Below are 13,586 nucleotides of genomic sequence, written 5' to 3' on the forward strand. Positions count from 1 at the left end.
TATTGCGTCCGTCAGTCATGCCTACACGATGAGATTTGAAGAGGAACGGTTTCGTTGTTCCCTTGCCTTCGCCCTCATTATAACACGGGTTTTTTGTAATATTTTTGGGCTAAAATGGAAAAAAACGCAGGCTGGCAACACCCGGAAAAACAAGCGCTTGTTTTCATTGCCAGTTGGCTGCCCATCACGGCAGTTGCAACGATTGGAAGCGGCATCCTTTCACTAACTGCCCTTCCTTTTTCCCCTCTATTATTCTAGCCACCCACATTTTTCTAGGAAAAAGGGAGTTGACAGCCTCTTTTTTGGACCATTTCGTTTAACAATTGTTACAGCTGTGTTGCAAAACAGGGGAGATATTCACATTCTTGTTTTAAAAAAGAAGCTGGTGGCGATCAGCCCCAGCTTCTGTCATGATCTTTTTCGTTCCTAGTCGACAACGAGCACCGTTTGCACTTCATTCGGCTTCACCTCGACGGCAAACGTCCCGCATTCGTCCGCCGCGAGCGAGTCAAGCGGCTCCTCGTTGAGATTCGCGCGAAAAACGCCCGAAAACGGCTTGTTCCATTGGAACGCCGCCGTCGTTATCGTTGGCGTTGAATTGTAAAAGCGGAGGATGATGCCGCGGCCATCTTCGCTTTGCTTCACCGTGCTCAATACCGCTTCGCCGCCAAGCTGCGAAAACAAGCTGTATTCATACGGCACGGAGAACGAAACTGGGTTCATTTTCATCGCATCGTACGGCAGTTTGTTGTACGTATACAACGGCGTCAAAAACTGTTTCGCCCGTTTGGCGACATTTGCTTCTTCCGTCGTTCCGCGATGCGTCGTCAACGCGAAGTGCAACTCGCTCACACCGAGCATTTGCGAATCCGGCGTCGCTATTTTAATGCCGGACGGCCGCCCGGGCCGGCGCACAAGCTCCTCTTTGCCGAGATAGCCGACGCTGCGCAAAAGCGTCACCGCGATCGTATCGCGCTGTTTTCCGACAATCTCGTATTCTCTCGTGCTGTTCGTTAAGACCGCCACGCCGCCCGTTTCATTCGACAACCCCACATACGTAAGCATCGGGTAAATCGCATCCGGCCGCTCATCCCATCCTTCCTGCTCCCACACGTCGATCGCCGGGTCGACGACCGGCCGCCGGATGACGCCAAACTGGTTGTCCGCGACCGAATGGGAAGAAGCAATGCCAGTCGGCACGTGCATGCGGACGCGGTGATCTTTCGCTGCGTTGTTGATGCGCACCCGAACATCAATCCTCGGCTCGGTCATCGGCACGGTGAGATGAATGGAAACATCCATAAAGCTGTCGCGCCGCTTCGCTTTCCGGCTGTCAAGATCCGCCGGCAACGGCAACCGGTAGGCGATATCAGCATAAGCAAAATAGTCATTTTGCCGCAAGGAATAGGTCGCCTTTACTTCCTTATTAAAAATCGGTTCATCGCCCGGCAGCGGGGAAAAGTCATATTCATCACCGTCATCACCCACGTCCTCAAGTAAAAGCACCTCTCGGAATGTCCGCTTCAGCTGTTTGTCATATACATTGATCGTCCCATTCTCATTGACGGTGATGGTATAAAACGGCGTATCCATTTGATCAACAGGCGTTGGTGCCTGTTTGTTCATCTGTTCCGCCTCTTGCACCAAATACGCCTTATACCCCATCGCTGGAATGCGGTCGCGGAAATGGATCGTACAGCGAATAAACGGATCGTAGTTGCCGTAATGGACGATTTGCCGGTCGATCAAGCCTGGGTCGACAGTCGTTTCATCCACCACTTCAAACTCTACCGGTTCCCCGCACTCATCGACGAGACGGAACGCTTTCCACTTCGTCGTGATTTCCGCTTCGATCGGCTCATTGCGCTCATATGGAAGCGTATTGTACACGACCAGCTTGTCGACCGACCGATCCGACGGCATCGCATCGGCGATTTTGCGCATATAAAAGGAAATAAGGCGGTCGGTTCGCTCCTCAGCGAGCGCAAAGCGCCCCAAAATGTCGCGGTGGACGGTGTCGGAGCAGCAACAGCCGATGCTGTCATGGGCGTGATTTTTCAGCATTTCTCTCCAAATAAGCTCCATCAGCCGATGCTCGTACGGAAACCCAAGCGTTGACGCCATCGCGGCGAGCGGCTCAAGCACGTTCGTCACTTTGTTTTCAATGCGGGCGTTCGCCGCTTTAATGTCCATGCGCGTCGAGTAAATGCTGCGGTGGACGCGCATATATTTGCCGTCCAAAAACTCGCCGCGAAGAACAGGCAGGTTTTCCGCCTTTTCCAACTCTTCAAATACATGCTCATAGCGGCTTAGGAAAAAAGAGCGCTCCGGATACAATGTTTTCAATTGATCCATCACTTCAAAAATATTTTTTTGAATCGGCATTTGGTCATGGCCGTTTGGAATGAGAATATGATCGGTCGTCGCCCCACGGTCCAAAACGGAAAAGTATTTGTCCATCCGCTCCTTGAGTTTTGCTTCATCAGTCGGAAGATATTTGCCGATCGCATAGCCGAGCGGAAACAGTTGGACGAGCACTTTCGAACCGTCATCGCTCGCCCAATAAAATTCCGTCTTGTCTGTGCCATGCCGTTCCGACACGCCGCGCCAAAAAATGGCCCGCTTGATGCCAAAGCCGTTTAAAATTTGCGGCAGTTGCGCCGATTGCCCGAACGAGTCGGGGAGATAGCCGATTTTCATCGGCTCCCCGAACTCCCGGGAGTCTTTCAGCCCATAGAGCAAGTTGCGGACAATCGACTCGCCGCCGACGACCATTTCATCCGTCTGCGTATACCACGGGCCGATGATGAGCTTTCCTTCTTGGACAAGGCGGCGAATGCGCTCTTTTTGCTCCGGTTTGACGGCCAAATAGTCTTCCAATACGACCGTTTGTCCGTCAAGAACAAAGTGCGGGTAATCAGAATTCGTCTCTAACATTTCCAATATTTCTTCCATATCATTCACTAACAAAATGCGTGATTCCTCTGCCGAAAAATACCACTCGCGGTCCCAATGCACATGGGGAACGATATGAACATACCGCTTCAATGGTTTCACCTCGTTTGTCTTATCGTTGCTGCGCTTTTACCTTTTGGATGCGCGTGGCGACAAGCAGCACCATCGAAATGAACGCTCCGATGAGCGCGGCGCCAAGCCAAATGGCTCCCGCTTTCCATAACGGCGCCCCTTGCAAAACAAAGAGCGAGAAAATGCCAGCTCCTGGAACGTTAAGGCCGATTTGCGATGCCGTGACGATCGCCCCGGTCACTGCCGACCCGATGCAAAGCGACGGGATGACGCGCAGTGGATCGTTGATCATAAACGGAATGGCTCCTTCGGTAATGCCCGCGAGCCCAAGAATCCATGTCGATTTGCCGACTTCGCGTTCATATTCTTCAAAATACCGTTTGAACAAAAGCGTCGCCGCCGTAACGGAAAACGCCGACACCATTTTCACTGAGGCAAACGCCGCGTACGGAATGAAGTTGCCGCTCGCCATCGCTCCGATGCAGAACGTATACGCCGCTTTATTGACCGGCCCGCCTAAATCGAACGACACCATAATGCCTAAAATCGCGCCAAGCAAAATGGCGCTGCGTCCGGATAAGTTGTCAAGCCAAGCCAGCAACGCATTATTGAGCCCCGCGACCGGCTTGCCGAACACAAACAGCATGAGCGCTCCGACAACGAGCGAACCGATGACCGGATACAGCCAAAAGCTGATAAATCCCGAGAACGCCCCTTTTGGCGGAAGTTGCCTTTTCAACCACTTCATAAAGTAGCCGGCCAAAAAGCCGCCAAGCATGCCGCCTAAAAAACCGCCGTTAATCATCGTCGCAGCAATCCCGGCGGCAAATCCCGGACCGAGCGCCGGCTTGTCGGCGATCGCATACGCCATGTAAGCGGACAGCACCGGAATCATGAGCGTGCCAAGCATATTGCCGCCTAGTTTGCGCAGCATCCACAACCACGAATTTTCCGTATCATACACTTGTTGGAGGCCGAACGCCTGAGCGATGAGTACGGCGCACGCCAAAATCATTCCGCCGGCGACGATAATCGGAATAATATGAGAAATGCCAGTCAAAATGGCGTTTTTCACTTCCGTCTTCCATGAAACTCGCTCCGGCGCCGGCGCTGCCTTCGCCGGCTCATATTCCCGTTTTCCTTCCTTCTTGGCCTTCTCAAGCGCTTTCAAAAGAACGCCTTTTGCGTCTTTCAACGGCGCCGCAACTGTCGTTCGGTACACCGGCAAATGGGCAAACCGCTCTTCGTTTTTCACCGCCACATCGGCGGCAAAAATCGCCGCTTCCGCTTTTCGTAGCCGCTCTTCCGTATGTCGGTCTTCAATGCCGTTTGCTCCTTGCTTTTCGACATACACCGTAACCCCAATTTCCCGACCAGCTTGCTCTAAAGCTTCCGCCGCCATATACGTATGGGCGATGCCGGCCGGACAGGCCGTCACAGCGACGATCGTTTTCCCTGCCGACGCCGTTTGAGCAGCGGCTCCCACCGTTTCCTCATCAAGAGCACGATACAGCTCTTCTGCCGTTTGACATTGCTGCAACCGCTTACGATATTCAGTACGCGATAGCCGCTTGGCCAGTTCCGCCAGCAAATCCAAATGCGTTGATCCCGCCTCTTCCTCCGGAATCGCTAACAAAAAGACGAGTTCCACTTGATTCGCCGGATCGATGCTCTCCCAGTCGCGAATCGGCCGGACGAGCTTCGCCACCGCGAAGGCAGCTTCCTTGACCGATTTTGACTTGCCGTGCGGAATGGCTAGGCCCGCTTCAAGCCCCGTCGGAGAGAGCGCTTCCCGCTCCATGACCGCTTGATAAAACGAATCGGCCGAATACAGTTTGCCTTCTCTGTGCAACTTGTCGACAAGATGGCGAATGACTTCTCCCTTAGTGGACAACGCCAATCCTACATCGATCAGCCGAACGTTCGTCAGCTGTTTCAGTTCCATTTTTCCCATCCCCTCTTTTCCTGCCGTCTGTCGATCCTATTATAAAAGAAAAAAAGCAAGAAGATCGGGATCTTCTTACTTTTTCACCTTTCTCACGCCGTTATTCGTTTCAATTGTGTATTTATACACACTTGCCGTACGTTTTCCAATACCGTTCGCTCAACGCCCGCAGTACGAGATAAAGAGACGTTCGGTCGGTGACGTCGTACTTGTTTAAAAACTGCTTCGGCGCCCAGCAATACAGACGGAAGTCAGCCAAGTCGGCAAGCGAATTTGGACAAAAATGCGTCAAACTGATGACAAACGCCCCATTTTGCTTCGCGGCCGCCACCGCCTCAAGCACTTGCTTTGTCTCTCCAGATGCGCTGATAACAAAAACGACGTCTTTTTCCCCGCAACGGTCGGCGTTATACAACATATCGTGGCGCTGTACAAAAAAATCAGCTCGTTTGCCGATGCAGCGCAGATGTTTGGCCATCATCTCGCAAAAGTAAGCGGAATCGCCAACGCCGTAGAAAAAAACGTGTTTTGCCTCATGCAGCTTGCCTGCCGCTTCCTCAATGAGCCGCTCATCAAGCAGCTCCTTCGTTTTTTCAATGACCGTGCCGCCGGCCAGTGCAGCCGCCTCGGCCCGCTGCTCGAGCGCCAGCGCCGCCTTCAGCTCAGCAAATCCTTTATATCCGAGTTTTTTGGCGAACCGGACGATCGTATTCGGCACCGTATAAAGCGCTTCTGCCATTTTTTGAATCGGGATATCGGCGATCTCCTCGCGGTGCTCCATAATATAGTCAACAATTTGGTCATCCGTGTCGTTCAGCCTATCGGCATACAGCCGCACCCGTTCGTCAAAGCGCATCGATCTCCATCCCCCACCGTCTCATCGTTTGCTACTATTTTAGCAAGAACGGATGGCGGTTGGCTATAGAGCGCCTCTTCTATTGCGATAGTTGATGCCCCTTAACCAACACCGGAATGCGTTCTTTATATTTCTCCACCCATCGGCGGTTATGTTCGTCCGCCCCCTCAATGTTGCCGCTTAAAAAGATCGGCGGTTCTATTCCATTTTCCGCCATGAGGACAATCGCCTCGGCGAAAACGGCGTTTAAAATCGCGCTGCCGATCACGGTCGAAGTAGGGGCAAATGGAACGGAAACATTCGGATGAGCTAAAATCGCGTCTCCTCTCACACAATGATTGTCAATCACCAAGTCCACCACTTCATACAATAACCGACCGCTCTTATGCCGCGACGGTTGACTCTTCGAATATTCCAAAGATGTAATCGCGATCGTGTACGCCCCTTTCTCCTTTGCTGCCAACGCCACATCAATCGGAACAGGATTGCGCCCCGATGTGGACAAAACAAAAAACACATCTTCAGGACGGATATCCTCATGATTGATAAAATTTTGTGCCAAATCATTCATTCTCTCCAACATGGACGACCGCACCGCCCCTTCGTGAAGCATCAGCGGCTCGACAAAGATCGGTTTCACCGGAACAAGCCCTCCCGCCCGGTAAAACACTTCCTCTGTCAAAATATGGGAGTGGCCGCATCCGAATAACTGAACGATTCCGCCGTTTTGAATCGCTTCGCTTACCATATGGGCGGCCTTTTTTAGATTGTCCTTTTCATGGCTTAAAACGAGTTCCAGATGTTCATTGATTTTTTGGAAATATTGATTGATCATCGGCCATTCGCCCCTTAAGCGCTTGATTTCCTATCCCTAAACTAGATTTAGCCCGCCGCAGCCACAGTTAGACCCGCTCCTGCAGCCAAAAAAACGGCTTCCCCTATAAAGGAAGCCGTCCGTCGGTTCCATCGCATTCCTTGCTTTACTGCCCTGTATATCCGCCAACCGGGATATTGTCCTTCCGCGCCACCCCAGTGCGGTAAGCGGCTTCGATGACCGCTTGTCTGACGCGTTCAACGACTTTGCTGTTGAAGACGCTCGGGATGATGTATGTTTCGTTCAATTCATCCTCCGTCACGACAGAGGCAATCGCCTTCGCAGCGGCAAGCTTCATTTCCTCGTTAATTTCTCTCGCCCGGCAGTCGAGCGCCCCGCGGAAAATGCCCGGGAAGCAAAGGACGTTGTTAATTTGGTTCGGATAATCAGAACGTCCGGTCGCCATAACGCGCACGTACGGTTCGGCCAGCTCCGGATCAATTTCCGGAATCGGGTTGGCCATCGCAAACACGATCGGGTCGCGCGCCATTTTTTTCACATCTTCCACTTTTAAAATGCCGGGAGCTGAGACGCCAATAAACACATCTGCGCCGGCGATGACATCGGACAAGCTTCCTTTCAGATTATCCGGGTTCGTGATTTGCGCATATTCTTGCCAATACGGATTTTCATACGTTTCATCGCGATGGATGGCGCCGTGGCGGTCGACCCCGATAATGTTGCGTACGCCGGCCGCAAGCAAAATTTTCGTGCAGGCGATGCCAGCGGCGCCAATGCCGGTGAGAACCACTTTAATGTCCTCGAGCTTTTTGTCGACGATTTTCAACGCATTAAGCAACCCGGCCAAGAGCACGACCGCCGTGCCGTGTTGGTCGTCATGGAACACCGGGATGTCGAGCTCTTCCTTCAACCGCTTTTCAATCTCAAAGCAGCGCGGAGCGGAAATGTCTTCGAGGTTAATGCCGCCAAACGCCGGGGCGATCGCTTTCACAATTTGGATGATCTCTTCCGTATCTTTCGTGTTCAAGCAAATCGGAAACGCGTCCACTCCGGCAAATTCCTTAAACAGCATCGCTTTCCCTTCCATGACCGGCATCGCCGCATACGGGCCGATGTCGCCCAGCCCGAGCACCGCGGTGCCGTCCGAAACCACGGCTACCGTATTCCGTTTAATCGTCAACGAATACGCCTTGCGCGGATCTTCAGCGATGGCCGTGCAGACGCGCGCCACGCCAGGCGTATACACCCGCGACAAGTCATCACGCGTTTTCACTGGGATTTTTGAATTTGTTTCAATTTTCCCCCCGATGTGCATCAAAAACGTGCGGTCGGAAACGTTGATGATTTTGACGCCTTGAATTTTTTTCAGCGCCTCAATGATCAAATCGCACTGCTTCGTGTCGAGCGCGCTGACGGTGATGTCGCGCACCGTATGGACTTTGCTTGATGAAATGACGTCAATCCCGACAATGTCCCCGCCCGCTTTGCCAATCGCGGCGGCGATATCGCTGAATGAGACGATATCTTTTTCGAACTGGAGACGAATCGTAATGTTCATCGCTGCCCCGCCTGGTAATGCCATAGATAACCGCCTTCCTTTTCTCTATTTCATGGTAAGACACTCTATGGTACAAATGTTATCTCATGAATGGGAAAAAGACAACCCTTATCCTCCATCAACCTCTTTGCCGCGGCCGCTTCTTGCTTACCGCCGCATTGCGTTTAGGCTTGGGGCTATGCGGTCCATTTTCGAATTCGCCACCGGTGCGGCCGTCCCATTCGGCATCTATTGGGCAATCAAAGCACGGAACAAAACGGAGGTCGCCAAGCAACCATCTGTCCTGCCGCCCCACACGGTTGGTCCGAACGGCAAACGGTCGGCGACACAACAAAACAACGGCCTCCCTTCCTTTAGCCCAAAGGGAGGCCATTCTCTTCCACTATTGAAGCAAGCGGAGAAACTCGCGCATAAACGCCGGCAAATCCGGCCACGCATGGGCGGAGACAAGGTTGCCGTCAACATGGACCGTATTGTCAGACACATACGTTGCTCCGAGCGCTTCGACACCGGGTTTGCAGGCAATATACGCTGTCAAGCTCCGTCCTTTCAACAAATCCGGCATCGTTTCAAAAATGAGCGAGGCGTGGCAAATTGCGGCAATCGGCTTATTCGCCTCAAAGAAATGACGGACGATGCGCTGCACGTTTTCATCAAGGCGAATGTATTCCGGCGCCCGCCCGCCTGGAATGACTAACGCATCGTATTGCGTCGGGTCGATCTCGGCGAACGATGCATGGGCGTCGATCAAATAGCCTTGTTTTTCCACATACGTATCCCAGTCGGCAAAATCATGGACAACGGTGTGCAGTTTCTTTTTCTTCGGCGCGGCAATCGTTACGTCATGCCCTTCCTCCAACAAACGATAATACGGATAATACACCTCCAGCGCCTCAACAGCGTCGCCGGTGATGATCAACACTTTTTTGCTCATGGATTCCCGCCTCCTTGTCCATTTTTTCTTTCATTTCTATCATACTGGAAACGAGTGAAAAGGAAAAGTAAAATGATTGGTGGAAAGGTATGAAGCAGCAGAAACGAGAGTCGCTATGGTTGCGACAGTAAGGAGGGAAACAGAATGACCATCACCTCATGGCTGGCCACCTCGCGCCACACCGTCGTGCTGACCGGCGCCGGCATGTCAACCGAAAGCGGGCTGCCCGATTTCCGCTCGCCGCGCACCGGGCTGTGGGCGCGTTTTAACCCGAGCGAACTCGCTACCATCGATGCGCTGTACCATCGCCGTGAATCGTTCGTCGAGTTTTACCAATATCGCATTCGCACCTTGCAACAATGCCAACCGCATGACGGACACCGCTTATTGGCCGATTGGGAGCGGCGCGGGATCGTGCAAACGATTGTGACGCAAAATGTCGATGGCTTTCACCAAGAAGCGGGAAGCCGACGCGTCATCGAACTTCATGGCTCGCTCCGCACCGTCCATTGTCAGCGGTGCGGGGAGTCAAAACCCAGCTTTGTCTATTTGCACGGTGTGTTGACGTGCGAATGCGGCGGAGTTTTGCGCCCGTCGGTCGTGCTGTTTGGCGAGCCGCTGCCGGAGAAAGCCATCGATCAAGCGTGGGAAGCGGCCCGCCAAGCGGACTTGTTCGTTGTGCTCGGCTCCTCTCTGCAGGTATCCCCAGCCAACCAGCTGCCGCTTGTTGCCAAGCGGAGTGGGGCTAAACTCGTGATCATCAATTGGGAACCGACAGAACTGGACGATCTCGCCGATGCTGTCATCCATCAGCGAAAAATCGGTGAAGTGCTGAACGAGCTCAATGAGCAGTTGGCGGAGGTGGATCCATGACCAAAGAAACGATGTTGCAAATGGCGCTCGAATCGATCGGCGACCACTCCCACATCCGCCATTGGCGCCGCGTATCAGGCGGCGACATCAATGACGTCTATCGCGTCCAAAGCGGCAAACAAACGTACTTTATCAAAATGCAACGTTTCCCGCCGAGTGGATTTTTCGCTGCCGAACAGATGGGCCTCGAGCTGATCAGGCAAGCACGTGCCATCAACGTTCCGCATACCTTCGGCTTCGGGGAAGCGGACGGCTGGGGCTGGCTCGTCTTGGAGTGGATCGAAGGAACAGAAACGGAACAGACGGCCGAACAGCTCGGCCGCGGCCTTGCCCGCCTCCATCAATGCCGCGGACCGGCGTTCGGGCTTGACCGCGATACCTATATCGGCATGCTGCCGCAGCGCAACGGCTGGTACGGCCGCTGGACCGACTATTACCACGACGCCCGCCTTAGACCACAAATAACGCGAGCGGCGGAGAGAGGCCTCCTGCCCGTCAAGCGGCGCAAACGTCTCGAATGGCTGCTCGAGCGGCTTGACCAATGGCTCCCGGATGACTGTTTTCCGTCGCTTTTGCATGGCGATTTATGGAGCGGCAACTGGATTCCAGGACCAGACGGAGTGCCGTATTTGATCGATCCGTCTGTTTTATATGGCCATCATGAGTTTGAGATCGCGTTTACCGAGCTGTTTGGCGGCTTCCCAGTCCGGTTTTATGAGAGCTATCGCGAGCTTATGCCGCTCTCGGCTGATTATCATGGCCGAAAACCACTCTACCAGCTGTTTTACTTGCTCGTTCATCTAAATTTATTTGGCGAAACATACGGCAGCGCGGTTGACCGCGTGCTGGATCGTTACGCGGGGGAGTAGTTTTTCCTGCTTCCCCCGCCATCCTTATTCAGCACGGATCGCTTCGAGCAGCGCATCACCGTTTTCGCTCACGCGCACATAGGCAAACCGAACATTCTCTTGCCGTTTCATCCCCGTTTTTTCCGGAATGAAATACGATTCAATGCCATACACGACTTGCGGGCCGTGAAACGTACCGGTGATGATCACATCCCCCGGTTGCGGCGTGTATCCCGGCCTTTTTTCCCCATTGACCATATATACGCCAGCCAAACGGTGCACCCCGTCCTCTCCTTTTCGCAGCCCGACTTGCACCCGTCCGCTTCCGTCAAGCGACGGAATGGTGGAAATATCGTACCGAAGCTGAATATAATCCCCTTGCAACATGGAGCGTGGATCCAACGGTTCAAGTTCCAACTTTACTACATCACCATATCGCAACAATCGTTCTTTTTGCCACACGGTATAACCTAAAAATGAAAATTGAGCGATCACGACTATGAGCGTCAACAACGAAACGCGCCGCCCCCAGCGCACGCCCAGCCTCCATGTGAAGCCATTTCGTTTCTCAAGCCATACCGCCCATGCGAGCAACACCGCTCCCGCCGCCAGCAAACTGACCGATTTATGAAGCAAATTCCATGCGAGTTCATAATATTTCAGCACGAGATAAAGCGCTGTGTACACCCAAGCGGTCTTCCGCTCCAGTTGCCGACCGCGGAAAAGAAAGAAGGCAAGCGCCAAAATCATGGCGATATTCAACGTCACGTACAGTCCATCAGCCGCAAACACATCAACGCTTGTCGCAATCCCAAGCGCGCCGAACGCCAAGACAAGCGGAGTGAGAAACGGCGTTTCGCGAAAGCGGCCATACGCATACAACCCGCCGTTGACCAAAGCCAAGGTGAGCAACACCATCCGGCCGTCATCCATCACCGAACTTAAGGCGATCCCTAAATAGACCGTCAGCGCCGCCGTCGTCAACCGGCGCACTCCGCTGTCTGATGATCGGATGACGCCAATCGCAAGCCCAATGGCATAGAGGAACAGAGTCGACCGCGAGACCTCCCACGCCATCGCCACCCCGAGCCCGTAACCAATAGCAAGCAGTGTATAACGAACGACCGGATTCCAACGCCGGCCAAATGAGGCGGGAACGACAAATCCAAAGATGGAAATGAAAAAGAGCACGTAAGGCGACCATGACTCTGTCCAAAGGAAATACAAGCCAAGCAGGCTTTGTATGGCCAACGCGGAAGCCGCAAGCGTGACAATCGCTTGAAACGACGCCAAAAAACGCCTTCCAGCTTTCGTCTCCGCTGAAAACAGCCCAGCCCGCCGCAATAGCACAACGCCGCCGCACAGCACAGCAGCGGCCGCCATAAGCCCAATGAGAAGCAGCCACGTTTCAAAATGATCTGCGAGCAAGCGAATGTATTGAATGAACAAAAACAGTCCAGCAAACAAACTCGTCAACAACACGTACGGCCGCTGCTTGGCGATGACAAGAAAATAATAAAGCAACACGGCGAGCAACACGGTATACACGTATGGCCACCATGCGTCGCGCCCATAGGAAAAACCGGTTACGTCAATCACAAGCAGCCAACCTTGCATGGCAATATAAGCGAGATGGGCGACTAACGGCGTACGGCTGACACCAACCAGCACGCCGTTGATCGCTGCAAACAATAAGAGCAAACCAAACGACGACCATTCCGTCCACTCAATCCGATAAGCGGACGGAAAATAATAAAACCAGCACGCAAGCTGCAACAACCCAATCGCGATCACGGACAGCACCCGTTCTTTTGTCAGCAGCGCCAACAAAGCGGTCGGCGCAAGCCAGGCAAGAAACAGCCAATAACTGTCAGCATGCGAATTGTAAATTTGTCCAAGCAACGCCAACGCAATGCCAAATGACAACACCCCGCCGATCAGCATCCAGCGCCCTAAGAAACGATGGCGGCCCCAAAGCGCCGCGCTTGCGATGTAAAATGCCGCCATCATGCCGATGCTGATTCCGACTTTCACCTCTCGCCCCATCCCCGGCCAGTTGGCGGCAAAAAAATACACAATGCCGGCAATGATGCACAAAAACGCCAACGCATACCCCGTTTTCACGATCCGGGCCGCCATATCGCTTCCTCCCTGTGACTCAGATCTTTCCTCTATAAAGCATATGCTGAAAAAGCTGTCTAGAAGACCAGTGAAAACACGCCTTATTCCATCGCATTTTCCTAGTTACCACCGGCCTTTTAGACTTTTTTCTTTGTTGCGGTGAAGAACATTATGGTTGGAGATAATTTTTTAAGTGGAAAATTTCCATATCATGCTCTGTCACTTTTTTCATCAAATAATCGATGGATGCCTGTTTGGAAGAGAACTCGCGCGAAGCCAGATCAAGAGCGGCCTGATGCTTATGAAGCATGTTCTCGATGTGGCGAAAGTGGCTCCGCATTTCTGTTGCGAGGTTGTCAACTTTTTCTTCGACCCGTTCAACTTTCGCTTCAAGCCGTTGTTGCCCTTCTTTGAGCGTTTGCACGTCGCCCTTGATCATGTCCATGTCCGCTTTCAACGTTTGCACGTCGCCTTTGACCGCGTCCATGTCCGCTTTCAACGTTTGCACGTCGCCTTTGACCGCGTCCATGTCCGCTTTCAACGTTTGCACGTCACCTTTGACCGCGTCCATGTCCGCTTTCAACGTTTG

Annotated in this window: 9 protein-coding genes and 1 pseudogene; 2 read left to right on the top strand and 8 right to left on the bottom strand. The window is 53.0% G+C overall.

Going from position 1 to position 13,586, the window contains the following annotated elements; all coding sequences use genetic code 11:
* Window positions 1–426 precede the first annotated feature (426 nt).
* The 6 genes from mngB to ABS784_RS15080 form a co-directional block, all read right to left on the bottom strand.
* Window positions 427–3,048 (bottom strand): mannosylglycerate hydrolase, encoded by a 2,622-nt coding sequence (gene mngB, locus ABS784_RS15055; RefSeq protein ID WP_069304160.1) that lies wholly within the window; start codon window positions 3,046–3,048, stop codon window positions 427–429.
* Window positions 3,049–3,067: 19 nt separating this feature from the next.
* Complete coding sequence (gene mngA, locus ABS784_RS15060) at window positions 3,068–4,972, bottom strand: PTS 2-O-a-mannosyl-D-glycerate transporter subunit IIABC (protein ID WP_069304159.1); 1,905 nt, start codon at window positions 4,970–4,972, stop codon at window positions 3,068–3,070.
* 121 nt (window positions 4,973–5,093) lie between these two features.
* Window positions 5,094–5,828: a MurR/RpiR family transcriptional regulator gene (locus tag ABS784_RS15065; RefSeq protein WP_352513035.1), complete on the bottom strand. Its 735-nt coding sequence runs from the start codon at window positions 5,826–5,828 to the stop codon at window positions 5,094–5,096.
* Between the two features lie 79 nt (window positions 5,829–5,907).
* Entirely contained in the window at window positions 5,908–6,663 is a 756-nt protein-coding gene (locus ABS784_RS15070; protein ID WP_014195616.1) for an SIS domain-containing protein, read from the bottom strand.
* 145 nt (window positions 6,664–6,808) lie between these two features.
* On the bottom strand, window positions 6,809–8,245 hold the full coding sequence (locus ABS784_RS15075; protein ID WP_011230936.1) for an NAD-dependent malic enzyme: 1,437 nt from the start codon (window positions 8,243–8,245) through the stop codon (window positions 6,809–6,811).
* Between the two features lie 358 nt (window positions 8,246–8,603).
* Window positions 8,604–9,155 (bottom strand): DJ-1/PfpI family protein, encoded by a 552-nt coding sequence (locus ABS784_RS15080; RefSeq protein ID WP_307895991.1) that lies wholly within the window; start codon window positions 9,153–9,155, stop codon window positions 8,604–8,606.
* Window positions 9,156–9,299: 144 nt separating this feature from the next.
* On the opposite strand from ABS784_RS15080, the gene ABS784_RS15085 reads away from it, so the two are divergent.
* Both ABS784_RS15085 and ABS784_RS15090 read left to right on the top strand, forming a co-directional pair.
* Complete coding sequence (locus ABS784_RS15085) at window positions 9,300–10,028, top strand: NAD-dependent deacylase (RefSeq protein ID WP_096225399.1); 729 nt, start codon at window positions 9,300–9,302, stop codon at window positions 10,026–10,028.
* On the top strand, window positions 10,025–10,897 hold the full coding sequence (locus ABS784_RS15090; protein ID WP_352513037.1) for a fructosamine kinase family protein: 873 nt from the start codon (window positions 10,025–10,027) through the stop codon (window positions 10,895–10,897). The genes ABS784_RS15085 and ABS784_RS15090 overlap by 4 nt, the downstream gene beginning before the upstream one ends.
* A gap of 24 nt (window positions 10,898–10,921) precedes the next feature.
* Here the strand turns inward: ABS784_RS15090 and ABS784_RS15095 are convergent, their stop codons facing one another.
* Both ABS784_RS15095 and ABS784_RS15100 read right to left on the bottom strand, forming a co-directional pair.
* Window positions 10,922–13,015, bottom strand: a complete 2,094-nt coding sequence (locus tag ABS784_RS15095; RefSeq protein WP_033025220.1) for a GDYXXLXY domain-containing protein — start codon at window positions 13,013–13,015, stop codon at window positions 10,922–10,924.
* 151 nt (window positions 13,016–13,166) lie between these two features.
* Window positions 13,167–13,586 (bottom strand): annotated as a pseudogene (locus ABS784_RS15100) (hypothetical protein); the annotation flags it as partial.

Origin of the sequence: Geobacillus sp. G4, assembly GCF_040327975.1 — a bacterium.
Classification (GTDB): Bacteria; Bacillota; Bacilli; order Bacillales; family Anoxybacillaceae; genus Geobacillus; species Geobacillus thermoleovorans.